18 protein-coding genes are annotated in these 26,253 nt (G+C 40.6%); 17 read left to right on the top strand and 1 reads right to left on the bottom strand.

Going from position 1 to position 26,253, the window contains the following annotated elements:
• Positions 1–7 precede the first annotated feature (7 nt).
• Together ACH9UM_RS04845 and ACH9UM_RS04840 are read left to right on the top strand one after the other, a co-directional pair.
• Positions 8–2,488, top strand: a complete 2,481-nt coding sequence (locus ACH9UM_RS04845; protein WP_004844944.1) for a homocysteine S-methyltransferase family protein — start codon at positions 8–10, stop codon at positions 2,486–2,488.
• A gap of 119 nt (positions 2,489–2,607) precedes the next feature.
• Positions 2,608–4,119, top strand: coding sequence for a 4Fe-4S dicluster domain-containing protein (locus ACH9UM_RS04840; RefSeq protein ID WP_004844945.1), 1,512 nt, complete (start codon positions 2,608–2,610; stop codon positions 4,117–4,119).
• Between the two features lie 125 nt (positions 4,120–4,244).
• Here ACH9UM_RS04840 and ACH9UM_RS04835 read toward each other — a convergent pair whose 3' ends face one another.
• A complete protein-coding gene (locus ACH9UM_RS04835) occupies positions 4,245–5,189 on the bottom strand; it encodes a DDE-type integrase/transposase/recombinase (protein ID WP_009243765.1) in 945 nt (314 codons plus the stop codon).
• A gap of 211 nt (positions 5,190–5,400) precedes the next feature.
• Here ACH9UM_RS04835 and alaS point away from each other — a divergent pair, with 211 nt between their 5' ends.
• The 15 genes from alaS to ACH9UM_RS04760 all read left to right on the top strand — a co-directional run bounded on the left by alaS (position 5,401) and on the right by ACH9UM_RS04760 (position 25,564).
• Positions 5,401–8,043 (top strand): alanine--tRNA ligase, encoded by a 2,643-nt coding sequence (gene alaS, locus ACH9UM_RS04830; protein WP_004844946.1) that lies wholly within the window; start codon positions 5,401–5,403, stop codon positions 8,041–8,043.
• Positions 8,044–8,219: 176 nt separating this feature from the next.
• Positions 8,220–8,396 (top strand): 30S ribosomal protein S21, encoded by a 177-nt coding sequence (gene rpsU, locus ACH9UM_RS04825; RefSeq protein ID WP_004054229.1) that lies wholly within the window; start codon positions 8,220–8,222, stop codon positions 8,394–8,396.
• Between the two features lie 251 nt (positions 8,397–8,647).
• Positions 8,648–9,982 carry an NADP-specific glutamate dehydrogenase gene (gdhA, locus tag ACH9UM_RS04820; protein WP_004844947.1) on the top strand — a complete coding sequence of 445 codons (1,335 nt, stop codon included), beginning with the start codon at positions 8,648–8,650 and terminating at the stop codon, positions 9,980–9,982.
• Between the two features lie 363 nt (positions 9,983–10,345).
• Positions 10,346–12,967: a cation-translocating P-type ATPase gene (locus tag ACH9UM_RS04815; protein ID WP_004844948.1), complete on the top strand. Its 2,622-nt coding sequence runs from the start codon at positions 10,346–10,348 to the stop codon at positions 12,965–12,967.
• A 63-nt stretch (positions 12,968–13,030) separates the two neighbouring features.
• Entirely contained in the window at positions 13,031–14,968 is a 1,938-nt protein-coding gene (ftsH, locus tag ACH9UM_RS04810; protein WP_004844949.1) for an ATP-dependent zinc metalloprotease FtsH, read from the top strand.
• Positions 14,969–15,137: 169 nt separating this feature from the next.
• Positions 15,138–17,573: a cation-translocating P-type ATPase gene (locus ACH9UM_RS04805; RefSeq protein WP_004844950.1), complete on the top strand. Its 2,436-nt coding sequence runs from the start codon at positions 15,138–15,140 to the stop codon at positions 17,571–17,573.
• A 211-nt stretch (positions 17,574–17,784) separates the two neighbouring features.
• On the top strand, positions 17,785–19,071 hold the full coding sequence (locus tag ACH9UM_RS04800) for an IS110 family transposase (protein ID WP_004846577.1): 1,287 nt from the start codon (positions 17,785–17,787) through the stop codon (positions 19,069–19,071).
• A gap of 557 nt (positions 19,072–19,628) precedes the next feature.
• Positions 19,629–20,261, top strand: coding sequence for a flavodoxin family protein (locus ACH9UM_RS04795; RefSeq protein WP_004844951.1), 633 nt, complete (start codon positions 19,629–19,631; stop codon positions 20,259–20,261).
• A 239-nt stretch (positions 20,262–20,500) separates the two neighbouring features.
• Positions 20,501–20,971, top strand: coding sequence for an IS200/IS605 family transposase (tnpA, locus tag ACH9UM_RS04790; protein ID WP_009243324.1), 471 nt, complete (start codon positions 20,501–20,503; stop codon positions 20,969–20,971).
• 339 nt (positions 20,972–21,310) lie between these two features.
• Positions 21,311–22,474, top strand: coding sequence for an AIPR family protein (locus ACH9UM_RS04785; protein WP_009243322.1), 1,164 nt, complete (start codon positions 21,311–21,313; stop codon positions 22,472–22,474).
• A gap of 1 nt (position 22,475) precedes the next feature.
• Entirely contained in the window at positions 22,476–22,700 is a 225-nt protein-coding gene (locus ACH9UM_RS04780) for a helix-turn-helix transcriptional regulator (protein WP_009243321.1), read from the top strand.
• A gap of 138 nt (positions 22,701–22,838) precedes the next feature.
• Positions 22,839–23,069, top strand: coding sequence for a hypothetical protein (locus ACH9UM_RS04775; RefSeq protein ID WP_009243320.1), 231 nt, complete (start codon positions 22,839–22,841; stop codon positions 23,067–23,069).
• 8 nt (positions 23,070–23,077) lie between these two features.
• Positions 23,078–23,464 carry a hypothetical protein gene (locus ACH9UM_RS04770; RefSeq protein WP_009243319.1) on the top strand — a complete coding sequence of 129 codons (387 nt, stop codon included), beginning with the start codon at positions 23,078–23,080 and terminating at the stop codon, positions 23,462–23,464.
• Positions 23,465–23,675: 211 nt separating this feature from the next.
• Entirely contained in the window at positions 23,676–24,545 is an 870-nt protein-coding gene (locus ACH9UM_RS04765; RefSeq protein WP_400092122.1) for a hypothetical protein, read from the top strand.
• A 74-nt stretch (positions 24,546–24,619) separates the two neighbouring features.
• A complete protein-coding gene (locus ACH9UM_RS04760) occupies positions 24,620–25,564 on the top strand; it encodes a DDE-type integrase/transposase/recombinase (protein WP_009243765.1) in 945 nt (314 codons plus the stop codon).
• The last annotated feature ends 689 nt before the right edge of the window (positions 25,565–26,253 follow it).

Genomic DNA, 26,253 nt, shown 5'->3' with positions numbered 1-26,253 from the left:
GAAAGAGATGATCAGACAACGACTTGGAAAAGACCTCCTCTTTTTTGATGGGGGAATGGGAACTCTGCTTCAGGAAAAAGGGCTCGCGCCGGGAGAATTACCGGAGACGTGGAATCTGACACATTCGGAAGAAATATACAAGATACACAGGCAATATATAGAAGCCGGAAGCGATATCATTTTGACGAATACATTTGGTGCAAATGCGCTGAAGTTTCATGATGATTCCTGCTCTTTAGAAGAGATTATAAAGGCGGCGGTCAGCCATGTGAAAAAAGCAGAGCGGGAGGCGCTCTTACAAACAGGAGACGAGCGTAAAATCTATACGGCTCTTGATGTCGGACCTACGGGGAAATTGCTGAAACCTATGGGAGATCTGGAATTTGAGACGGCATATGAAGCTTTTAAGGAAGTAGTGATCTTAGGAGAGCAGGCGGGAGCAGATTTAATCCATATAGAGACAATGAGCGATACATACGAATTAAAAGCAGCTGTTTTAGCGGCGAAAGAAAACACGTCTCTTCCGGTATTTGCTACCGTAATATTTGACGAGAGGAAAAAACTTTTGACAGGAGCGGATGTTTCATCTGTTGTTGCGCTTTTAGAAGGTTTAGGCGTCGATGCTCTCGGGATAAACTGCGCAATGGGACCAAAAGAGATGCTTCCGGTGTTGGAAGAACTGATCAAATATTCGTCTGTTCCGATTATTGTAAAGCCAAATGCAGGACTTCCGAAACAGAGAGACGGGAAAACATATTATGATGTGACAGAAGATGAATTTGCGGCATATATGGAGCAAATCGTCCGGATGGGGGCATGTGTGATCGGAGGCTGCTGTGGAACGACGCCGGAACATATCCGTGCCATGCGTAAAAGATGTGAAAACGCAGAACTTGTTCCGGTGACAGAAAAAGAGTTTACGGTTGTTTCCTCTTACGGGCAAAGCGTTATTTTGGGTGAGGGTTCAAAAATTATCGGAGAGCGGATAAATCCCACCGGTAAAAAACGGTTTAAACAAGCGCTGAAAGAACACGATCTTGACTATATTTTAAGAGAAGGGATTACACAGCAGGATCAGGGAGCTCACATTCTTGATGTGAATGTCGGACTGCCGGATATTGACGAGCCGGCGCTTATGGAAGAGGTAGTTCAGGAACTGCAAAGCGTCGTTAATATTCCGCTGCAGATAGATACGGTTGATGAAAAAGCGATGGAAAAAGCGCTTCGTATTTACAACGGAAAGGCAATGGTTAATTCCGTAAGCGGAAAGAAAGAGTCAATGGAAAAAGTGTTTCCTCTTGTAAAAAAATACGGCGGAGTTGTTATCGGTCTGACTTTGGATGAAGACGGAATTCCGGCGGATGCGGACGGCCGTGTGAGGATTGCGGAAAAAATCATAAAAACAGCTGAAAAATTCGGGATTAAAAAGAAAGATATCGTAATCGACGCACTCGCAATGACGATCAGTTCTGAGCCGGAAGGAGCAAAAGTGACATTGGAGACGCTTCGCAGACTTCGAGATGAGATCGGAGTCAATACAGTTCTCGGAGTTTCTAATATATCCTTTGGACTTCCATGCCGCCCGATCGTAAACGCAGCCTTTTATACAATGGCAATGCTAAACGGTCTGAGTGCCGGAATTATAAATCCATCATCGGAAGACATGATGAAATCGTGGTATGCATACCATGCTCTTATGAATCTGGATAATAATTGTGAACAATATATTCAAAAATATGCCAATTCGGTAGTGAGCACAAATATAATGAAAACATCTGAACTTTCCGAAACGAAATTAAAGGGGGAAAATGACAGAAGCAGAAAAAGCAGCTCAAAAATGACGCTTCAAGAGGCAATCGAAAAAGGGCTGCGGGATGACGCGGGGAAAATTACAACAGATATGATTGCGACAGAAGCTCCGCTCGATATTATCAACGAAGAATTGATTCCTGCATTAAATCATGTCGGCGACGGCTTTGAAAAAGGAACTGTTTTTCTGCCTCAGCTTCTGATGAGTGCGGAAGCTGCAAAATCCGCATTTTCTGTTCTGAAGGAAAAGATGGAAAAAAGCGGTGAGATCAGAGAAAAAAAGGGACGAGTCATTTTGGCGACCGTGAAAGGAGATATTCATGATATCGGAAAAAATATCGTGAAAGTGCTTTTAGAAAATTACAGTTTTGATGTGATCGATCTTGGAAAAGACGTATCGCCTGAAAAAATTGTAGAAACGGCATGTGAAAAGCAAGTTCCGCTTGTCGGATTAAGCGCTCTTATGACAACAACGGTAGTCAGTATGGAAGAGACGATAAAGATGCTTCGGGAAAAGAAACCGGACTGTAAAGTGATGGTCGGGGGAGCTGTGCTCAACCAAGAGTATGCAGATATGATCGGTGCGGATTTTTATGGGAAAGATGCGATGCAGTCCGTACATTACGCCGAAAAGATTTTTAAAGATGCGCTGCAAAAAAGTGCCGATAAAAAAGAATAAATACTTGTCAGAGAAAGAATATTCGGTTGTTGACAATGATTTTGTAAACAGATATATTTAAAGAAATAGGAACAGATGTGCTCGTCGTTTCAATTTAGTATATCAGGAGGTAAGTGCAGATGATGAGAGGATTACATACTCCGGTACGGGCAATCCGGAGAAGAGTGTTTAAGGAAGTGGCGCAGCTTGGATTTAAGGCAGATGAGGATACGCTTCTTGCGGATATGGAAGCCATTCCGTATGCGATCGTAAATGAAGATTCAGAGAAATACAGAGAAAGCGTTTACCGCGCACGGGCGATCGTAAGGGAACGGCTGCGTTTGGCGATGGGACTTTCCCTGCGTCCGGAAAATAAGCCGGTTCATTTAACTGCGGGCGTGGAAGCAAGCAATATCTCTGAAAAATATTATGAGCCTCCGCTGATGCAGGTTATTCCGTCCGCATGTGAAAGCTGCGAAGAGAATAAATACGAGGTAAGCAATATCTGTAAAGGCTGTCTTGCGCACCCGTGTCAGGAAGTCTGTCCGAAAGACGCTATTTCCATGGTGAACGGGCGGTCGTATATCGATCAGGAAAAATGTATCAAATGCGGAAAATGCAAATCAGTCTGTCCGTACGATGCGATCGCGAAAAAGGAGCGTCCATGTCAGAAAGCCTGCGGTGTGAATGCGATTAAATCCGACAAAATGGGAAGAGCATATATTGATAATGAAAAATGTGTTTCATGCGGTATGTGTATGGTAAGTTGTCCGTTTGGCGCGATTTCGGATAAGTCTCAGATATTCCAGCTTGCACGGGCGTTATCAGAAGGTGAAAATGTAATTGCGGAGATCGCTCCGGCATTTGTAGGACAGTTCGGTGATAATATTACACCGAGAAATATTAAAGCCGCTCTTCGTGAACTCGGATTTTCGGAAGTGTATGAAGTTGCGCTTGGAGCAGACATCGGCGCGATTGCAGAGGCGCATCACTATGTGGATAAAGTTGTGACGGGTGAACTGCCGTTTCTTTTGACATCCTGTTGTCCTTCATGGTCTGTCATGGCAAAAAAATTTTTCCCGGATCTGATCGACCAGATCTCCCAGGAACTTACTCCTATGGTGGCGACGGCAAGGACAATTAAGCAGAAACACCCTGAAGCAAAAGTAGTCTTTATCGGACCATGTGCCGCGAAGAAACTGGAAGCGTCAAGAAGAAGCGTGCGAAGTGACGTTGATTTTGTTGTTACTTTTGAGGAATTGCAGGCAATGTTTGATGCAAAAGAGATCGATCTGACAGAGTATGAAGCAGAGTCTTCCTTCCATGATGCAACCGGAGCTGGCAGGGGATACGGATGTGCAGGCGGAGTTGCCGAGGCAATAGAAAAATGTATTAACGAATATTATCCTGATGTACAGGTGAATATTGAGCACGCAGAAGGATTGAAGGAATGTAAAAAGATATTAACTCTGGCAAAGGCAGGCAAGATGAACGGTTGTCTGATCGAAGGAATGGGATGTCCGGGAGGATGTATTGCCGGAGCGGGAACGAATATTCCTCTTCCGAAGGCGAAGAAAGATCTTGCGGCTTTCGTGAAAAACTCAAGTAAGTCAATTCCGCCGAAAGAATTAGAAGAGATCGAACTTGATTAAAATAAATACAAATTTGACAGCCGGACTGCAAGAAAAGAAAGCGGAAATGCCGTAAACGGAAAATTGCAGATAAAATATGGGATAAGATAAGTAAGCGGGCGCCTTTTTTTGGCGTTGTAGGTTTGTCAAACATATGTTACACCCCGATCAATAAATTCCCTCAGAACAGTTTGTGGTGATTTCCACCCCAGAGGTCTCATGGGAAACTGGTTATAATCCCTACGGTTATAGGTTTGAAGCTGCTTGGAAAAATCCTCAAAGGAATAGAAAGTATGCGAGGTATAAAAACGTTCATTATCCTTGCGGTGGCTGCGTTCCACTTTTCCGTTATGACGTGGTGTAAAGGGTCGGATCAGTTTATGTTGGATGCCAAGTTCTTTTAAAGTCCGTTGGAATAAAGTCAATGTTTCTTTGCCGGAAGTGGAAAAGCGCTTTGTAAACTCCACGCCGTTGTCTGTCTGAACGCATTCGATTGGCATAGGAAAGCGTTGGATCAGATGCTTGAGGAACTGTGCGGATGAATAGGTGCTGTGTTCTTCAAAAGCTTCCACATACCGCCAGCGGGAGTACTCATCAATGGCGGTATACTGATAGAATTTCTTTCCTTTCGCATTATTGACAAGACAACATGCAGGAACGAATTTCACATCGACCTGGATACGCTGTCCGGGATATTTCATCTGCTCATAAGGCTTCGGAATATATTTGGGATTCGGAAGTTTTTGAGCCAAGATTCCCTGTTTCTTCAGAAAACGATACAATCCTGGGATGGAACGTTTATAACCGCGCTGCATAAGTTTGACCCAAAAGACAACCAGACCAGAATGGGGATTGCGCCTACGCATATCTTGGATCAGCTTGATTTCTTCAGGTGTATGCTGATTGGGATGGTGATGGGGACGGCGTGAACGATCGCGGAGAGACTCTATTGTGCCGTCATAGCGGCGCTTCCAACGATAAATATACTGGCGGTTTGTCTTATATTTAATTGCTGCTTTTGAGACACCATATTTTTCGGCGAAACGGATCAGGGATAGACGATACCTCATATCTTGTGTTATACTTGCCATGCGGGAATACTTCCTTTCTTAAATGTTTAGGTTTGGTAGCTTAAAGCATAACACAGAAAAGGTATTTCCGCTTTTTAATTATTCAGTTGTAACACATGTATTGTAATCCTACAAGTAAGCGGGCGCCTTTTTTTGGCGTCCGCTTTACAAATATAACCCTCTATGATATATTATAAAACAGGCTTTTGGAGCGAAAGAGGAGGAAAATGCAATGAAGGCATATGGAGTAAATGAACTTAGAAAAATGTTTTTAGAGTTCTTTGAGAGTAAAGGACATCTTGCGATGAAGAGTTTTTCATTGGTGCCGCACAATGATAAGAGCCTTCTGCTTATCAATTCGGGTATGGCGCCGTTAAAACCATATTTTACAGGACAGGAGATTCCGCCGAGAAAGCGAGTGACTACCTGCCAGAAATGTATCCGTACGGGAGATATTGAAAATGTCGGAAAGACAGCGCGTCACGGTACATTTTTTGAAATGCTCGGAAATTTTTCGTTTGGAGATTACTTTAAAGAAGAAGCGATTCAGTGGACATGGGAATTTCTGACAGAAGTAGTCGGCCTTGACCCGAATAGACTGTACCCGTCCGTATATGAGGACGATGCGGAAGCATTTGAAATATGGAATAAGAAGATGGGGATTCCGGCAGAACGTATCTTTAAATTCGGAAAAGAAGATAATTTCTGGGAGCATGGTTCCGGTCCGTGCGGACCCTGTTCAGAAGTGTATTATGACAGGGGAGAAAAATACGGCTGTGGAAGTCCTGATTGTACAGTAGGCTGCGAGTGCGACCGTTACATGGAAATTTGGAATAATGTATTTACACAGTTTGACAATGACGGAAACGGCAATTACAGTGAGCTGGAGCAGAAGAATATTGATACGGGAATGGGATTGGAACGTCTGGCGTCTGTTGTGCAGGATGTAGATTCTATTTTTGATGTTGATACGATTAAAGCGCTTCGTGATCACGTATGCCGCCTTGCGGAAAAAGAATACGGGGAAGAGTACAACAATGATGTCTCGATCCGCGTCATTACAGATCATGTCCGTTCTGTGACTTTTATGATCTCAGATGGAATTATGCCGTCTAATGAAGGCCGCGGTTATGTTCTTCGCCGTCTGCTTAGAAGAGCCTGCCGTCATGGAAGACTTCTCGGCATTCACAAAGGATTCCTGCCGGAGCTTGCAGAAACTGTCATTGCGGGATCAAAAGACGGGTATCCGGAGCTGGAGGAGAAGAAAGAATTTATTTTGAACGTGATTTCCAAAGAGGAAGAGCAGTTCAATAAAACAATAGATCAGGGACTTGGAATTTTGGCAGAGATGATCTCTGATATGGAGAAAAAAGAAGAAAAGATATTAAACGGCGAAGATGCTTTCCGCCTGTATGACACATATGGATTCCCTCTCGATCTGACAAAAGAAATTTTGGAAGAAAAAGGACTCTGTGTGGATGAAGATGGATTTAAAGCCTCCATGGAAGTTCAGAGAAAAAAAGCCCGTGACGCCCGTGAAGTGACGAATTATATGGGAGCTGATGTAACAGTATATGAGTCTATCGATCCGAATGTGACAAGTGAATTTGTCGGATATGAACATCTTACATGGGAATCAGACGTGACTGTTCTTACAACGGAAACGGAGATTGCGGACGCATTATCTGAAGGAGAGCACGGTACGGTCTTTGTTCAGGAGACCCCGTTTTATGCGACAAGCGGAGGTCAGGAGGCGGATACAGGATATATCCGTACTGCAGAAGGTGAATTTAAAGTAGAAGATACAGTGAAATTGCTCGGCGGAAAAGTCGGTCATGTCGGAGTTATGACAAAGGGAATGATCAGATCCGGAGATAAAGTAGTGCTGGAAGTGGATGCGAAAAAGCGTGCTCTTTCAGCAAGGAATCATAGCGCAACTCATCTTCTTCAAAAAGCACTTCGTACAGTGTTGGGAAGTCATGTAGAACAGGCAGGATCAAGCGTAAATGAAGACAGACTTCGCTTTGATTTTACACATTTTTCGGCGATGACAGAAGATGAGATCACACAGGTTGAGAAACTTGTCAATGAAAGTATTGCAAAAGCATACGATGTAGATATTAAAAATATGCCGATCGAAGAGGCAAAAAAGACAGGAGCGCAGGCTCTGTTCGGAGAAAAATACGGTGATATAGTCCGTGTCGTGAATATGGGAGATTATTCTATTGAATTTTGCGGCGGAACTCATGTGAATAACACATCGGAGATTATGGCTCTGAAAATTGTTTCAGAGACAGGTGTGGCGGCAGGAGTTCGCAGAATTGAGGCTTTGACTTCAGAAGGGCTGATGAAATATTATGCGCAGACAGAAGAAAAATTGAAAAATGCGGCAGCGCTTTTAAAAGCAACGCCTGACAATTTATCAGATAAGATTCATCATATGATTGCTGAAAACAAAACATTACACAGCGAAGTGGAAAGTCTGAAAAGTAAGATCGCTCAAAGTGCGGCAGGAGACGTACTGGATCAGGTGAAAGAAGTAAAAGGAATAAAACTTTTGGCAGCGCAGATCGAGGGCGTTGACATGAACGGACTTAGAGAACTTGGCGATCAGTTGAAAGAAAAATTAGGAGACGGAGTTGTCGTCCTTGCATCAGGAAGCGATAGTAAAGTCAGTCTGATGGCTACTGCGACAGACGGAGCGATGAAAAAAGGCGCTCACGCCGGAAATCTTGTGAAAGCGATCGCAGGATGTGTCGGAGGCGGCGGCGGTGGTCGTCCGAATATGGCGCAGGCGGGAGGAAAGAATCCGTCAGGAATCCAGGATGCATTGAAAAAAGCGGAAGAAGTTCTTGCAGAACAGATCAAAGAATAGTTTTATTTTGTAAAAATATAGAAAAATGCATTTTTTATAAGCTTTTATGAAGTTTTTGCTCGGAAATAGTTGACGGGAGAAAAAAATATGTTATAATCTTTATTAGTGCAATAAAAATACCCGAACAGTCGTATTATGCACAATACAAGGCTGGAGGGGAGGTTAGGTGTGAGACTATGTCAAATGTAATCGTTAAAGAAAACGAGACGTTAGATAGCGCTTTACGCAGATTCAAAAGAAACTGTGCTAAAGCTGGTATTCAGCAGGAGATCCGCAAAAGGGAGCACTATGAAAAACCAAGCGTAAGACGTAAGAAAAAATCTGAAGCTGCTAGAAAACGTAAATATAATTAATAAGTGCACTTAAACAGGATGCCGACGGCATCCTGTTTTTCGTTATGGAAGAAAGAATCTGATTAAATTATATAGCGCCCAAAATGAATAAAACAAGATGTTTTTCTTTCAAAATAGGATATATTATATGTAATAAAGGCAAAAAATTGAAATTTTACGTTGACAATCTTTCATTTTCCTTTTAAAATGTACGAGTAGAAAAAATTCTATGTCGGATATGATCCGTAAATTCATTCAGGAGGTAATTTGAGATGTCATACGTTGATGAGGTAATTGATTTAGTTGTGAAGAAAAACCCGGCAGAACCGGAATTCCATCAGGCAGTAAAAGAGGTTCTTGAATCTCTTCGTGTTGTAATTGAAGCAAATGAGGAAAAGTTCCGTAAAGAAGCTCTTCTTGAAAGACTCGTCGAACCTGAAAGACAGATTAAGTTCCGTGTTCCGTGGGTAGATGACAACGGACAGGTTCAGGTTAATACAGGATACCGCGTACAGTTCAGCAGTGCAATAGGACCGTATAAAGGCGGACTTCGCCTTCATCCTTCAGTAAATCTTGGTATCATTAAGTTCCTCGGATTTGAACAGATATTTAAAAATTCCCTTACAGGACTTCCGATCGGAGGCGGTAAAGGCGGATGTGATTTTGATCCAAAGGGCAAATCCGACAGAGAAGTTATGGCATTTTGTCAGAGTTTTATGACAGAACTCTGTAAATATATCGGCGCAGATACAGACGTTCCGGCAGGAGATATCGGAACAGGCGCAAGAGAGATCGGATATATGTTCGGTCAATATAAGAGAATCCGCGGCGTTTACGAAGGCGTTCTTACAGGAAAAGGCTTAAGTTACGGCGGTTCTCTTGCAAGAAAAGAAGCGACAGGATATGGTCTGTTATACCTGACACAGGAGATGCTTAAGATCAACGGAAAAGAACTGGCAGGAAAGACAGTTGCAGTTTCAGGTTCAGGTAATGTTGCAATTTATGCGACGGAAAAAGCACAGGAACTTGGAGCAAAAGTAGTGACAGTAAGTGATTCTACAGGATGGGTATATGATCCGGAAGGAATTGATCTTGCAGCATTGAAAGAAATTAAAGAAGTAAATCGTGCAAGACTGACAGAGTATAAAAAATATCGTCCGAATTCCGAATATCACGAAGGAAAAGGAGTATGGTCTGTGAAAGTTGATATCGCTCTTCCATGCGCAACACAGAATGAACTTCATCTTGAAGATGCAGAAATGCTTGTTGCAAACGGATGTATGGCAGTTGCAGAAGGCGCTAATATGCCGACTACGATGGAAGCAACAGAATACCTTCAGGAGAACGGAGTCCTCTTCGCACCGGGAAAAGCAGCAAATGCAGGCGGTGTCGCAACATCTGCTCTGGAAATGTCCCAGAACAGCGAGCGCTTAAGCTGGACATTTGAAGAAGTAGATGCGAAACTGCAGTCGATCATGGTAAATATCTGCCATAACATGGCTGATGCAGCTGAAAAATACGGATTTAAAGGTAACTATGTAGTAGGAGCCAACATTGCCGGATTTGAGAAAGTTGCAGATGCAATGACAGCGCAGGGAGTATGTTAATATAGGAAATAAGATATTTTCATTTTTTATTCGTTTAGAACATGCTGCCAGGAAAGTAAAAGCTTTGATCGATAGTTTGTGAAAAAACTGTTAATTTAAGAAAAGGCGTTGACACATACTTTTATTTCAGATATATTACTGTTTAGTAAAAGGGAGTAACTGGCGCTTGTTAAAAGCGTTTGCGATGTCGTCAGTACGATGCATATGCATCCGTATCGTGATTAAACAGTGAGACTTTTATTGCATTACATAATTAGTGTGCAATAGGAGTCTCTTTTTTATTGTATGAGAAATATTACTTCTTATAGGATGAAAAAGCTCCGTGCATAATGCACACTCATATAATCTTAAGGAGGAAAACAGATGAAAACATTTTATCAAATGTCCGGAGAGGATACGATGAAGCAGTTAAACGGCTCTGCCGAACCGCTTACTGAATCGCAGGTGAAAGAGCATCAGGAAAAATACGGTCGGAATGAGCTTGTGGAGGGCAAGAAAAAGACGGTGCTTCAGATCTTTCTTGAACAGTACAAGGACTTTCTTGTTATCATCCTGATCATTGCGGCTATTGCATCGGGATTTATGGGAGATGTGGAAAGTACGGCGGTTATTTTAATCGTAATCACAATGAATGCAATACTGGGAACAGTTCAGACTGTGAAAGCAGAACAATCTCTTGCCAGCCTGAAAAAACTTTCCGGTCCGGAAGCAAAAGTGCTGAGAAACGGAACAGTTATCCCGATTCCGTCTTCGGAAGTAACAGTCGGTGATATTGTAATGTTGGATGCAGGAGATTACATTCCTGCCGACGGACGTCTTTTGGAAAGCGCCAGCCTGAAAGTTGATGAGAGCGCTTTGACAGGAGAAAGTCTTGGAGTAGAAAAGTCTGTAGATATTATAAATGAAGAAGAGGTTCCGCTTGGCGATAGATTGAATATGGTTTATTCAGGAAGCTTTGTCACATATGGAAGGGGATCTTTTGTTGTAACCGGAATCGGGATGGAGACAGAAGTCGGAAAAATCGCAAGTCTGTTAAAGACAACTTCCGAGAAAAAGACGCCGCTTCAGATCAATCTGGATCAGTTTGGTCAAAAGTTGTCGATCTTGATCCTTGTATTCTGTGGTATTTTATTCGGAATCAATATTTTGCGAGGCGATAAGATCGGTGATGCCTTTCTTTTTGCAGTAGCCCTTGCAGTGGCGGCAATTCCGGAAGCGCTTAGTTCTATTGTTACAATCGTACTTTCTTTTGGTACGCAGAAGATGGCGAAAGAACATGCGATCATGCGTAAACTTCAGGCAGTGGAAGGACTCGGAAGCGTATCGATCATTTGTTCTGATAAAACAGGAACGCTGACACAGAACAAAATGACAGTAGAAGATTATTATGTTGATGAGCTTTGCATTAAAGCAGAAGATATAGATTTGAATGACCCTTCCCAGAGCAGGCTGTTGATCGGAAGTATGTTATGCAACGATTCTAAAAATACAGACGGCGTAGAAATCGGAGATCCGACAGAAACAGCTTTGATCAATCTTGGAAGTAAGCTTGGACTTGATCCGGAAGAAATAAGAACGAAATATCCTCGTGAGAGTGAAAATCCTTTTGACAGCGATCGTAAGTTAATGTCAACAAAGCATACGATTGAAAATGTTCCTACGATGATCGTAAAAGGTGCGGTCGATGTGTTGCTGACTCGTATGGATCAGATACAGATCGGTTCTGAAGTGCGTCCGATGACGGAGCAGGACAGAAAAAATATCGAAGAACAAAATCAGGCATTTTCAAGACAGGGACTCCGTGTTCTTGCTTTTGCATATAAAACAGTGTCAGACGAGTTGGAATTGACTTTGGAAGACGAATATAATCTTACGTTTATCGGCTTGATCGCAATGATGGATCCTCCGCGTGAAGAATCCAAAGCTGCTGTAGCGGAATGTAAGAAGGCGGGTATTCGTCCGATTATGATCACGGGAGATCATAAAGTGACGGCTGCGGCGATTGCGAAAAGAATCGGTATTTTGGAAGATGAGTCTGAAGCATGTGAAGGTGCGGAGATTGATAAACTTTCCGATGAAGAATTGAAAGATTTTGTAGAGGGAATTTCCGTATATGCCCGTGTTTCTCCGGAACATAAAATCCGTATTGTACGTGCATGGCAGGAAAAGGGAAATATTGTATCTATGACAGGTGACGGAGTAAACGATGCGCCGGCGCTGAAACAGGCGGATATTGGTGTTGCAATGGGAATCACCGGAAGTGAAGTATCGAAAGATGCAGCGGCGATGGTATTGACAGATGATAACTTTGCAACGATCGTAAAAGCGGTAGAAAACGGAAGAAATATTTACCGGAACATTAAAAACTCCATCCAGTTTTTGCTTTCGGGAAACTTTGGCGCGATTCTCGCTGTGCTCTACGCTTCTATCGCAGGTCTTCCGGTTCCGTTCGCACCTGTGCATTTGTTGTTTATTAACTTGTTGACAGACAGCCTTCCGGCAATAGCACTCGGACTTGAACCTCACTCTAAAGAAGTGATGGAAGAAAAACCAAGACCGATGAACGAGTCGATCCTTACAAAAGATTTTATGCTGAAAATCGGAACAGAAGGACTGTCAATCGGAATCACAACAATGATCGCATTTTTGATCGGATATAAAGGCGGTAATGCATTGCTTGGAAGTACAATGGCATTTGCGACACTGTGCTCTGCAAGATTGTTCCATGGATTTAACTGCAAATCAGACAGACCTGTTGTATTTACAAGCAAGCTTTTAAATAATATTTATTTGATAGGTGCATTTGTTGTAGGTCTGGCATTAGTGACAATGGTTGTTATGATTCCGGGACTTCACAGTATTTTTAAAGTACAGACGTTGAATTTGACGCAGCTTTTGATCGTATACGGCCTTGCGGCAGTGAATATTCCGATCATCCAGATTTTGAAAGCAATCCGTCTGGCGCTGAAGAAAAAAGAAAAATAAAGCTCTCTTTAAAAGATTGGTTTAACAGAAGAGAAGCAGAGGGATACAGAAAGGAGGACTTTTATGAAACAAGTACAAAAACCAAGAAAGCCATTGATCGTATATTATCTGATAGCGATTGCGGTGCTGATCCTTTTTAACTCCTTTGTATTCCCTGCCATTGTAGGGGGAAATGTTGAGGAAGTTGATTACGGCACGTTCCTTACGATGGTAGAAAACAAAGAAGTATCGAAAGTACAGCTCGAAGGCGAAAGCATTTATTTTACAGATAAAAGTGAAGATTCCAGACAGTATGAAACTACGAGGTTTGATGACCCGGATCTTGTAAACCGTTTGGAAAAAGCAGGATGTAAGTTCGGAAGAGTTGCGGATCGACAGATGAGTCCGTTTTTAAGTATGCTCTTATCAATCGTGATTCCGATGATCATTTTCATTCTCCTCGGACAGTTTTTGTCACGTCAACTCATGAAAAAGATGGGCGGAGCGGCAGGCGGAAACCAGTTTATGCAGTTTGGAAAGAGCAATGCAAAAGTATATGTGCAGTCTACGACGGGTATTACGTTTAACGATGTGGCAGGTGAAGATGAAGCAAAAGAACTTTTGACAGAGATTGTTGATTTCCTTCATAATCCTCAGAAATATCAGGAAATCGGCGCCGTATGTCCGAAAGGCGCCCTCCTTGTGGGGCCTCCGGGAACAGGAAAGACGCTTCTTGCAAAAGCCGTTGCAGGGGAAGCGGGAGTTCCGTTTTTCTCTATTTCGGGTTCGGAATTTGTAGAAATGTTTGTCGGCATGGGAGCTTCAAAAGTGCGTGATCTGTTTAAACAGGCAAATGAGAAAGCCCCTTGTATTGTATTTATCGATGAGATCGATACGATCGGCAAGAAACGTGACAGCCACGGAATGGCAGGAAATGATGAACGGGAGCAAACATTGAATCAGCTCCTTACAGAAATGGACGGTTTTGATGCGTCGAAAGGTGTTGTAATACTTGCGGCAACAAACCGACCGGACACATTGGATCCGGCGCTTTTGCGCCCGGGACGTTTTGACCGGAGAATCCCTGTAGAACTTCCCGATCTTAAAGGGCGTGAAGAAATACTGAAAGTGCATGCACGAAAAATAAAACTCGGGGATAATGTGGATTTTAATGCGATTGCAAGAGCAGCTTCGGGAGCATCAGGAGCGGAGTTGGCAAATATGGTGAATGAGGCGGCTCTTCGGGCTGTCCGTGAAAACAGAAAATTTGTTGTGCAGTCGGATCTAGAGGAAAGTATTGAAGTTGTGATCGCGGGATACCAAAAGAAAAACCGTGTTCTTTCGACGAAAGAGAAACTGATCGTCGCATATCATGAGATCGGTCATGCTTTGGTGGCGGCATTACAGACACATTCGGCTCCGGTGACAAAAATTACGATCATTCCCAGAACTTCGGGTGCGCTCGGATATACGATGCAGGTAGAAGAAGAGGAACGTAATCTGATGACTGAAGAAGAACTTAAAAATAAAATTGCGACATTGACAGGAGGAAGATGCGCGGAGGAGCTTGTATTCGGCTCAGTGACAACAGGAGCGTCAAATGATATTGAACAGGCGACGAAGCTTTCCAGGGCAATGATCACCAGATATGGTATGAGCAGCCGATTTGGAATGGTTGCTCTTGAGACGCAGTCAAATCCGTACCTCGGAGGCGACAGCAGTTTAAGTTGTTCTCCTGAGACAGCGGCAACTATTGACGATATGGTTGTAGATATGGTAAAACAGTCTTATGAGAAGGCGCGAAAGCTGTTGAAAGATAATCAGGGGAAATTGCATGAACTTGCCAAATATTTGTATGAGAAAGAAACAATCACAGGGGACGAATTTATGCGGATCTTGTCACAGAAAGAACTTTCTTCAGATGGAGAGACTGCATCAGGCGCAGAGTTTGCGGCAGATGGCAGACAGATTTTAGAGGAAGAAAAAGCATCAGACAAAGAAGTGCATATTTCTGAGGAATAAAGATTATCTGTTAAAATTAAAAAATTGCAGGCGATAGCGTCGCTGTACAGAAAGAACCGTTTACGGTCTGTACATCGACGCTACCCTTGTACAACGGTATGAATAGAAAATAAAAAAGAACAGCAATAAGAAGTTAGACACAAAAGAAGAGACAGAGGTGAAAAGCTGTATGGCAAGAAGAAAAAAATTGCAGGTAGAAGAAAAAAAGGAACGACGGCTCCCGACAACAAGATATAATCCCGAATATAAAAAGGGACTGACAAGTCAGCAAGTTCAGGAACACCGGCTGCACGGTTGGACGAACAAGGCGGTTGAACCTCCGTCAAAGACGACGAAAGAGATTGTTCATGAAAATGTATTTACTTATTTCAACTTAATCTTTGTCGTGCTTGCAGTATTGCTCTGTCTTGTGGGATCTTTCAGAGATTTGACATTTCTTCCGGTTATTATTGCAAATACATTGATTGGAATTATTCAGGAGATTAGAGCAAAACAAGTACTGGATAAGCTGACTATGTTGAATGCGCCCCGCGCCTCTGTTGTCCGAGACGGAAAAAGAACGGTGATCAATGCCGAAGATCTTGTCGTAGATGATATCGTAATTTTTAAAGCCGGCGATCAGGTGTGTGCCGATGCGGAAGTATCTGCCGGAGAAGTTCAGGTGAATGAATCGCTTTTGACAGGTGAAGCCGATGAGATTACAAAACGTAAAGGCGATAAACTGATGTCAGGCAGCTTTATTGTTTCCGGACAATGTCACGCGCGGCTTGATAAAGTAGGAGAGGATTCATATATATCGAAATTGACATTGCAGGCAAAAGCGATGCAGTCAAAAGAACAGTCGGAAATGATTCGTTCGCTTGATAAGCTTGTTAAATGTGTAGGAGTAGCTATTATCCCGATCGGAATCGTTCTTTTTTCACAGGCATTTTTCATTCAACATGATGGATTTAGAGAAAGCGTGACATCTATGATCGCGGCGGTGATCGGAATGATTCCGGAAGGATTGTATCTTCTTGCAAGTGTGGCGCTTGCGGTGAGTTCAATTCGTCTTGCACAGAAAAAAGTGCTTTTGCATGATATGAAATGTATTGAAACGCTTGCCCGTGTAGACGTGCTTTGTGTGGATAAGACAGGAACGATTACGGAAAATACAATGAAAGTCCAAAAGCTGATCAAGACGGATGAGTACGATGAAAAAGAAAAGGGCGGGTTATCTTTGCTTGTCGGAGATTTTGCGGCAGCTATGACAAATGATAATATTACGATGGCTGCCCTAAAAGAATATTTTACAAAAGCATCAGGAAAGAAGGTTTTGTCAAAAACAGGATTTTCTTCCGCAACAAAATACAGCAGCGTTACATTTGAAGACGGAGCTTATGTGCTCGGAGCGCCGGAATTTGTTTTAAAAGAAAAGTATGACGATTATGCGGAAGAGATCACAGAATATGCATCTACAGGATCCAGAGTTCTTGCTTTTGGAATTTATGACGGAGAGGTTGACGGAAAACCTCTGACACATGGCATTCTTCCGTTTGGCTTTGTTTTACTTGCCAATCCTATACGAGAAGCTGCAAAAGAGACGTTTGAGTATTTCGCAGAACAAGGCGTAGAAGTAAAGGTTATCTCAGGGGATAATCCGGTTACTGTTTCCAATGTTGCAAAGCAGGCCGGAATTAAAAATGCAGACAGATATGTAGATGCGTCAGAGTTTGAAGATGAACAGTCCATGAGGAAAGCGCTTCTGAATAATACGGTTTTCGGTCGGGTTACGCCGAGTCAGAAACGGAAGTTTGTCCGTATTTTAAAAGAGGCAGGACATACGGTAGCAATGACGGGAGACGGGGTTAATGATGTGCTTGCCTTGAAAGATGCCGACTGCAGTATTGCCATGGCATCGGGAAGCGACGCTGCGGCACAGGCATCTCAGCTTGTTTTGCTGGAGTCAGATTTTTCATGTATGCCGGAAGTTGTGTTGGAAGGAAGGCGGGTTGTAAATAATATTCAGAGATCGGCAAGTTTATTTCTTGTGAAGAATATTTTCTCATTTTTGCTAAGCGTTGCGTCTGTCGTGTTTATGTTTACTTATCCGTTGGAGCCGTCTCAAGTATCATTGATCAGTATGTTTACAATCGGTGTTCCTGCATTCTTCCTTGCTCTGGAACCGAATAAAAATATGATCAAAGGACATTTCCTTACAAATGTGCTATTAAAAGCGCTTCCTGCTGCGTTGACAGATGCTCTTGCAGTTGCGGCTCTTGTCATATTTGGAAGAACATTTGACGTAAGCTCTACGGATATATCAACGGCGGCAACGATGCTTTTGGCGATCGTAGGATTTATGATCTTATATAAGATCAGCGCGCCGATGAATAAAATACGGTTTAGTATTGTAAGCGGATGTATTGCAGGATTATTGTTCTGCAGCATCTTCCTAAAAGATCTGTTCGCTATTACAAGTATGACAAAAGAATGTATTATGCTCTTTGTAGTATTTGCGATTGCTACAGAACCGGTGCTTCGTTATTTGACAACACTTGTCGAAAAAGTGAAATATTACTATCTGAAGCTGCGAGGCAAAAATCTGTCTTCAGATGATACATAATATTTTCAAGAATAAGAAAGATACGGAAAATGAATGGATATTAGGAGCAAAGCAGCTTAAAAATGAATGATGCCGATTAAGGAGCTTCCTGTATAATTCAAATATAAGGAATTCCAAGAAAGAAGGTTGAGAAAAAAATACCTCAGTGTAGAATAAGATTACTGACTTTGCACGGTTAGTAACAATCTTATTGAACAGAGAGGTATCTAAAATGAAGTATAACACACAGAACGCAAAAATTAAATCTATTACGGAAAAGACATTAATTGTTGGGATTGATGTGGGAAGTGAAACGCACTTTGCAAGAGCATTCGATTGGCGTAATTACGAGTATTCAAAGAAACCGTTGGAATTCAGTAATACAGAAGCTGGATTTATGACTTTAAAAGCATGGATGGCGGATTTTGCAGAAAAATACGGTAAAAACGTTGTGATTCCGGGAATGGAACCAACAGGACACTATTGGTTCAACCTTGGAGCATACCTGCAGGACAACGGCATGAAACCGGTTCATGTAAATCCACATCATGTAAAGAAGTCAAAAGAACTGGATGACAATAATCCAAACAAAAATGACCGTAAGGATCCAAAGACAATTGCGGCGCTGGTAAATGAAGGGAGATTTTCATATCCATATATACCAACTGGTATTTATGCTGAGATTCGGAGTCTTTCAAATCTCAGATTACAAACCCAGGAAGAAATTACAAGGATCAAGAACCGTATCGCAAGATGGTTTAGCATCTATTTTCCGGAAATCAAAGACGTTTATAGAAATCCGGATTCTGTGAGTGGTCTTATGATATTAAAAGAGGCACCTTTGCCACAAGATATCGTAAAACTGGGTGTAGATGGAATCAATAAGATTTGGCGGGATGCTAAGTTGAGAGCGGCTGGACTGAAGAGGGCAAAGACCCTGGTAACGGCTGCAGAGCACAGTATTGGAAGCCAGGAAGCACCTGATAGTGCAAGAATTGAATTGAAGAATCTACTGAACGATTATGAAATCTACAAAAATAGAGAGGAAGACCTGATGAGCCTGACAGAGGAAAAGTTGTCAGAGATTCCTCATATAGATAAGTTGTTGGAAATCAAAGGAGTTGGATTGAAAACAGTGAGTGGATTTGTTGCCGAAGTAGGAGACATCACACGTTTTGATAATCCAAAGCAACTGCAAAAACTAGCTGGATATGCCATTGTAGAGTGTAGTTCGGGAAAACATAAGGGCGAGAGTCACATCAGCTACAGAGGAAGAAAACGCCTCAGATATGTACTGTATGAAGCAGCCATATCCTTGATTGCAAGGAATGAAGAATTTAAGGAAGTACACCGGTATTATCGAACTAGAAAAGAAAATCCGCTAAAGAAGATGCAGTCAGTCATAGCAGTTGCGTGTAAAGTCTTAAGAATCTTTTATACGATTTTGACTAAAGGTGTGACTTATGACGGTGCAAAGATGATGCAAGATATCAAGAGACCACAGATGCTTGCAGCATAGAGTGCAGGAAGTAACCAACCCGAAAAGGTACAAAAGCAGAATGTAATGGGGAACGTCCACTGAAAAGTGCTGTTACAGGAAGCAAGTCAGTAATAATAGGAACAAAGAATGAGCAGGTAGTTGGCAGGAATATTTTCCATAGGGCAAGACCCTGACAAGGAGCTAAGCTGACACCCGGATTATGGATAGGCAGAACGAAGGAAGTTAGGACTCACGAAGTGATGATCCTGGTAGACACGGGAGGTGCGTTGCCATAGATGGAAGGGAATACACAAGGCCATTTAAAACGAATAAAAAAGACGTTTTATTTCGTATACCCTAAACTAGCTATTTTCGTACCAGATACAGAGAAATATCCATGATTCTTGTTCATTCATCTGAGATAGAAACTTTAAAAAACCTTTATTTTAAAGGAAAAAAGACTTGATTTATTAGGGAGGAATAGAAATATACAACCGGAAAATAGAATAGAGATAGAGTAAGAGATATAGTAAAAAATATAGTAAAAAGTATAAGCAGAAAAACAAAGAGAGATGAAATGAAAAGGAGAAGGGGAAATGGCAGAAAAATTGAAAGTATTGATTTTGAACGGAAGTCCTAGAACAGAGGGCAACACGACGATCGCGATCCACGAGATGGAACATGTTTTTGAAGAAAACGGCGTGGAATATGAGACGATCCAAGTTGGGAAAATGGATATCAGAGGATGTGCGGCATGCGGAACATGTTATAAAAACGGAAAGTGTATGTTTGATGATATCGTGAATGAGCTTGCACCGAAATTCGAGGCTGCAGACGGTATGGTTATTGCAAGTCCTGTCTTTTATGCATCTGCAAATGCGACGCTGATCGCCTGTCTTGACCGGTTATTTTACAGTACTAAATTCGATAAGACGATGAAAGTCGGAGCAAGTGTCGTATGTGCAAGAAGAGGCGGATGTTCTGCAACATTTGATGAGTTAAATAAATATTTTACAATTTCAGATATGCCGATCGCATCGGGACAATACTGGAACTGTATTCATGGAAGAAAGGTCGGAGAGGCGGCGCTTGATGAAGAAGGGAAACAGACAATGCGCGGTGTTGCGAGAAATATGGTCTTTCTAATGAAGAGTATCGCGCTTGGAAAGGAAGCGTTCGGTCTTCCTGAAAAAGAGAAAAAGGTTTATACGAGTTTTATTAATCCGTGAGTTTTCAAGACTTGGATCAATACAAAAAGTGTTGCGAATCTTTAATTCAGAGAAACAGGTTACAGAGAAACTGCTGTCAAAATGACGGCAGTTTCTTTTTGTATCAAGAAAACCACGCGATAGTCGCGTGGTTCCGTGAAAGCTTTAGCGGTGTATTCAGAAATAAAAACTCCTAATGTGTATAATAAAAACGTGACCTGCCAGTTACGTAAATAAAAACACATTAGGAGGACCGTATAATGTCAGAACAAAATACAGACGTAAAAAGCTTAGCACATACAAAATGGAATTGCAAATATCATGTAGTGTTTACACCTAAATATCGAAGGAAAGTATTTTATAACGAAAAGAAAGAAGCAATTCGTGAAATAATCCGAACACTGTGCCAATGGAAAGGTGTTGAAATCATCGAAGGAGAAGTATGTCCGGATCATATTCATTTACTTCTGAGTATCCCGCCCAAAATGAGCGTTTCGGGATTCATGGGATACTTAAAAGGAAAGAGTAGCCTAATGATATTTCAGAGATTCGGAAATATGAAATTTGCATACCGAAACCGCGAGTTTTGGTGTAAGGGATACTATGTTGATACAGTAGGGAAGAACACGGCAGCAATAAAAAGTTACATAGCCAACCAGCTAAAACAAGATAAGGAAATGGATCAGATTAGTCTATTCGATCCGCGAGACCCGTTTACGGGTAGCAAGTAATCCTGCGCGTGGCTGGCAGGCCAATAAAAGACGCACTTGTGCGTGGCTAGTAATATTAGGGCTATGCCCGAAAATGAAAAACCACCCGCTAGGCGGGTGGATGTTTATTTGCACAGCGACGAGCTAAAGTCCGGGTGTGAAAATTTTATGAATATATCAACTTGGAAATTCAGATAAAGAAGATACAGAAAAAATAAGTGCGACAAAAAAGTGATGTATTGTAACATAGTTTTTATGATTGATATTTTCGTAATAAGCAAAATAACGCAATATCGTTATTATGTTATTGCGATAACGGATGTTAGATCTCTGGGTCTAAGCACAAAATGGAGGACACTTATGATTAAAAAAACTATGAAAGTACGGGAAAATACATTTAGAAAATTGGAAGATCCTTTTGAAAATGGAGCGGCTAAGAAATATGTATTTTATGTTAAAGTAGATGATGTGGCAGAAGGAATTCCAATGGCAACAAATCCGAGGGATCAGAAATTAACGTCAGGTGTTGCGACTGCGATTAAAGAGTCCTTATTAAGCAACGATGGATATTTTCATTTAAAGAACAGAGGTATTGTTCTTTCTGCAGAGAGTGTTCATTACAATAATAAAGAGAAAATTGCAACGATTATTTTTTCGGATGAACTGAGCCATGGGAATATTGATGGTGGACATACATACAAAATAGTCTGCGAACATAAAGGTGAAAATTTAGAACAGTATGTGCAGTTTGAAGTAATGACAGGAGTGGAAGATATTATAGAGAATTTAGCTGAGGCTCGAAATACGTCTGTTCAGGTAGATGCTAAATCAATGGCTGAATTAGCAGAAAAATTTGATCCTATTAAAGAAGGATTAGAAGGAATGCCATTTTTTAAGAGAATTGCATTTAAGCAGAATCAGATTTCCGTAGATGATGAAACAGGTAAGAAAAATAAAATGATTGATGCTCGTGAAATTGTTGCAATTATAAGTATGTTTAATATTAGCTTATATGATGCGCTTCATCATCCTACCCAAGCATATTCATCAAAAGCAAAAATGTTGGATATGTACCTTAAAAATCCCGAAGAGTATAGAGAATATGTAAATATTATGCCGGATATTTTTGATCTTTATGATGCAGTTGAAATGGAATTTGCTGATGCTTATAATGCTGGTGGCGGTCGTTATGGAAGAAAAAAATATGCTGGTTACAAAGATGGGAAAATTGTAGCAAAAAGCAAATTTGGCTTAAATAAAATGCAGTATAAGGTACCGGATGGTTTGTTATATCCTGTAGTGGCAGCGTTTCGTTCACTTCTTGTAAAAAATAAAGTTACAGGGAAATATGAGTGGAAAAATGGAGTTGGACCGATTGATGTATGGGATAATAACAAAGAAGATCTCGTTAATAAAATTATGAATTTTGCAGCATCAATCGGAGATAATCCTAATGCGGTTGGTAAAGATTCAAATATTTGGGATCTTGCATATATGACTATAATGTTAAGGAATATGCCATAATATGAAAAAGAAAAATTATAAAGTAAAACTTAAAGTTAAAGAATTGTTGGAAGAACGAAATATTACACAGAAAAAGCTTGCACAAATATCTGGCATTAGAGAATCTACGATAAGCGATATTGTTCGCGGCACACGAACGGTAATTAACTTTGAACATTTATCTAAGATAGCAGAAGCATTGGAAATTGATAATATTTCGCAGCTTATTGATTTTGAGGAAATATAATTATAGGGGAGTTGAATTGCGCTTCCCTAAGTTAAAAAGACAAAACGCTACCTTTTTCTAAAACTTTTGTTTCAAGCAAAATAAAGTATACATATTTGTAAGGCAAGAGATGTGTATGACTTTGGAGAAAATATATTTATGAATAATGAAAAATATTTAGATGAACTGGATGGTAGATTACAGGTTTTGAATGAATTACGAAAAAGAATAATCGAATTGAGTAAGGCAATTATTGGAGATACACTTTATAAGGAGGATTTCTTTTTTACTTCTGCTATGGATCGAAGCGTTGTTTTATTAGATGGAATTTCTGAGATGATAAAAAATAGAAACTTAGCTTGTGGAGGGATTTTGTACGTTCGCAGATAGATAATTGTATGCGGATTTTCGCGGCCTTTATTGCAGAAAGTCAGACAGATTTTATTGACGGATTCTTTGTTGGAAAGAAAATTAGTGATATGAAAGATAATCGTGGAAATAAAATGAAGGACTATATTTTGCGACAAAGATTAGCGGAATATGATGCTAAATTAGATTTAGTGTATAGAAATTTTTCGGAATATGTCCATTTGGCCGAAAAAGCGTTTTATTCGAGTGTAACTACATCTTCATCAGAACAGTATGATATTGAGTTCTCAGTTGGATTGCCATTAAAAGAAAAAGCAAATCCTGTACTGCTTGAAGTAGCGAATGCATTTGTATATTATGTAAAATTACAAAATAATCTTGTTAATCAAATAGTTATTTCGAAAGCAGGTTGGTAGTAACGCGCCCAAGTTTTTACTACGATTGATAACTTTAAAATTGGAAGTGTAGAGTTACATTTCCTTGGTTCAAAAAGATGATAGAGGATGCGGATGCAGCTAATGCGTATCTACATTTTGTCCACGCACTCTGTGAGATACTCCTGGCATAGCAATCGAGCAACCAGATGTCTCCGAATTATTAAAATATGATGGAGCAAGAACAATAAAAATGCGTCCTTGGAGTGCCTATACTCGGACAACACAATTTCAGATTGAAAATGAAAAAGTAACATTAACTGTTTCAATAGGACAAACCGCAGAAACTAATAATGCAGAAAATAGGGGTGCATATAATCTTGGAAAAGTGTATACCTTTTTTCGTTTTTCCTTTGAAAATGCTCAAGGATTTGAAAAGATGGAAAAATATTACATTATAGCAAGAAAAATTGTTGCGATTTTGACTTCTCAAAATAATATTTGCTTTGAAGAGGTATATCTTAGTCAAAGAAATTCTGAACAAAAGTATTTTAAGACAGGAATATGTAAAATTTTTGATTCTTATGAGAATTATTCTATAAGGCAATGGCATAAAGTGATTCCAATATTTAGTGTTTTTGATTATATTCCCAATTTAATAGATGGAATTGTAAATGGTAAGGTTAATTCATTGCTGGAACTTCTTCCAGAAGATAATAAGATGGTTAACCGAATATCGATTAAAAATGTTCAAGATTTATGTACGGCGTTAGAAGTTTCTTACCAACTAGATGATAAGAGAAAAAGAGAGAAAGATGCACTTATTGAGGAACTAAAAAAGAATATTAAAAATACGATAGCCGAATTTACTAAAGCACATAATGAAATTGATGTAAATAAAGAAACTACAATGAGTAGTGCTTTTCAATATCTGGATTATACATTGAAACAGAAAATACTTACACTATATAATGAAAATAGTGATATAGTGGATGAAATTGTGTCAAAATACTCGTTACCTTCAGTAAATGAGAATAGTATAGCATCTTTTGTAAAATTGCGTAATAATAAGACACATTCTGGTTGTAGGATTACAATACATGTGTTACAACTGAATAATTAAAAAGCGGAAATACCTTTTCTGTGTTATGCTTTAAGCTACCAAACCTAAACATTTAAGAAAGGAAGTATTCCCGCATGGCAAGTATAACACAAGATATGAGGTATCGTCTATCCTTGATCCGTTTCGCCGAAAAATATGGTGTCTCAAAAGCAGCAATTAAATATAAGACAAACCGCCAGTATATTTATCGTTGGAAGCGCCGCTATGACGGCACAATAGAGTCTCTCCGCGATCGTTCACGCCGTCCCCATCACCATCCCAATCAGCATACACCTGAAGAAATCAAGCTGATCCAAGATATGCGTAGGCGCAATCCCCATTCTGGTCTGGTTGTCTTTTGGGTCAAACTTATGCAGCGCGGTTATAAACGTTCCATCCCAGGATTGTATCGTTTTCTGAAGAAACAGGGAATCTTGGCTCAAAAACTTCCGAATCCCAAATATATTCCGAAGCCTTATGAGCAGATGAAATATCCCGGACAGCGTATCCAGGTCGATGTGAAATTCGTTCCTGCATGTTGTCTTGTCAATAATGCGAAAGGAAAGAAATTCTATCAGTATACCGCCATTGATGAGTACTCCCGCTGGCGGTATGTGGAAGCTTTTGAAGAACACAGCACCTATTCATCCGCACAGTTCCTCAAGCATCTGATCCAACGCTTTCCTATGCCAATCGAATGCGTTCAGACAGACAACGGCGTGGAGTTTACAAAGCGCTTTTCCACTTCCGGCAAAGAAACATTGACTTTATTCCAACGGACTTTAAAAGAACTTGGCATCCAACATAAACTGATCCGACCCTTTACACCACGTCATAACGGAAAAGTGGAACGCAGCCACCGCAAGGATAATGAACGTTTTTATACCTCGCATACTTTCTATTCCTTTGAGGATTTTTCCAAGCAGCTTCAAACCTATAACCGTAGGGATTATAACCAGTTTCCCATGAGACCTCTGGGGTGGAAATCACCACAAACTGTTCTGAGGGAATTTATTGATCGGGGTGTAACATATGTTTGACAAACCTACATGCGTAATAATAAGACACATTCTGGTACAGTTGAATGGGGGGAAAGTGCAAAGATATATACACCCTTGTTTGCTATCGTTTATGCTAGTTTTTTTAAATATATTAAATTGCCAGATGAAGTAATTAAATCCACGTTATTACAGATTTTTTAGGTGTGAAACACAAAAAAATATTTAGGCGAAGTGCGGTATTATATAATGCTTTATATATCAAGCCTTTAATGATGCACACCCCTATTCGTAGTCTGCCCCTCCGAGCTGACTACGATTTGACTACTGTATATGGAAGTGCTTTGCATTATTTTGCAAAAAGTGTAGTTGGGGAGAAGAAAAATAGGATGCCCGGAAAAGTCGACAAACCAACGCAAAACTTGGCAATATAGGGCATATCAGAACAGGAGAAATTTATGATTAGAGTTTTATTCATCTGCCACGGCACTCTTTGAAAAACTCCTTAAAAAGTCAGTAAAATCAATACTTGAGAGGCATTTGTGGGGAAGAAATAACCCGAAAATACCCCACTAATTTTTGGCAAGTAGTATAAAGTAAAGAATTATAATTGGGAACGTGACATGATCATGGAAAGCTATGAGATTTTTATTAACTAAGTCTCATGGCTTTTTTATAATAATGTAATCAAGAATAAATGATATTTGATGTTGTTTTATAAGATGATACGA

Origin of the sequence: Mediterraneibacter torques, assembly GCF_044591705.1 — a bacterium.
In the GTDB taxonomy this organism is placed as follows: Bacteria; Bacillota; Clostridia; order Lachnospirales; family Lachnospiraceae; genus Mediterraneibacter; species Mediterraneibacter torques.
Note: the sequence above shows the minus strand (reverse complement) of the source record. Positions and strands in the feature narration are given on the sequence as shown.

Excerpts from the sequence above, each read along its gene's own strand:
- ACH9UM_RS04845 (WP_004844944.1), top strand. The coding sequence starts at position 8 with ATGATCAGACAACGACTTGGAAAAGACCTCCTCTTTTTTGATGGGGGA.
- ACH9UM_RS04840 (WP_004844945.1), top strand. The coding sequence starts at position 2,608 with ATGATGAGAGGATTACATACTCCGGTACGGGCAATCCGGAGAAGAGTG.
- ACH9UM_RS04835 (WP_009243765.1), bottom strand. The coding sequence starts at position 5,189 with ATGGCAAGTATAACACAAGATATGAGGTATCGTCTATCCCTGATCCGT.
- alaS (WP_004844946.1), top strand. The coding sequence starts at position 5,401 with ATGAAGGCATATGGAGTAAATGAACTTAGAAAAATGTTTTTAGAGTTC.
- rpsU (WP_004054229.1), top strand. The coding sequence starts at position 8,220 with ATGTCAAATGTAATCGTTAAAGAAAACGAGACGTTAGATAGCGCTTTA.
- gdhA (WP_004844947.1), top strand. The coding sequence starts at position 8,648 with ATGTCATACGTTGATGAGGTAATTGATTTAGTTGTGAAGAAAAACCCG.
- ACH9UM_RS04815 (WP_004844948.1), top strand. The coding sequence starts at position 10,346 with ATGAAAACATTTTATCAAATGTCCGGAGAGGATACGATGAAGCAGTTA.
- ftsH (WP_004844949.1), top strand. The coding sequence starts at position 13,031 with ATGAAACAAGTACAAAAACCAAGAAAGCCATTGATCGTATATTATCTG.
- ACH9UM_RS04805 (WP_004844950.1), top strand. The coding sequence starts at position 15,138 with ATGGCAAGAAGAAAAAAATTGCAGGTAGAAGAAAAAAAGGAACGACGG.
- ACH9UM_RS04800 (WP_004846577.1), top strand. The coding sequence starts at position 17,785 with ATGAAGTATAACACACAGAACGCAAAAATTAAATCTATTACGGAAAAG.
- ACH9UM_RS04795 (WP_004844951.1), top strand. The coding sequence starts at position 19,629 with ATGGCAGAAAAATTGAAAGTATTGATTTTGAACGGAAGTCCTAGAACA.
- tnpA (WP_009243324.1), top strand. The coding sequence starts at position 20,501 with ATGTCAGAACAAAATACAGACGTAAAAAGCTTAGCACATACAAAATGG.
- ACH9UM_RS04785 (WP_009243322.1), top strand. The coding sequence starts at position 21,311 with ATGATTAAAAAAACTATGAAAGTACGGGAAAATACATTTAGAAAATTG.
- ACH9UM_RS04780 (WP_009243321.1), top strand. The coding sequence starts at position 22,476 with ATGAAAAAGAAAAATTATAAAGTAAAACTTAAAGTTAAAGAATTGTTG.
- ACH9UM_RS04775 (WP_009243320.1), top strand. The coding sequence starts at position 22,839 with ATGAATAATGAAAAATATTTAGATGAACTGGATGGTAGATTACAGGTT.
- ACH9UM_RS04770 (WP_009243319.1), top strand. The coding sequence starts at position 23,078 with ATGCGGATTTTCGCGGCCTTTATTGCAGAAAGTCAGACAGATTTTATT.
- ACH9UM_RS04765 (WP_400092122.1), top strand. The coding sequence starts at position 23,676 with ATGCGTCCTTGGAGTGCCTATACTCGGACAACACAATTTCAGATTGAA.
- ACH9UM_RS04760 (WP_009243765.1), top strand. The coding sequence starts at position 24,620 with ATGGCAAGTATAACACAAGATATGAGGTATCGTCTATCCTTGATCCGT.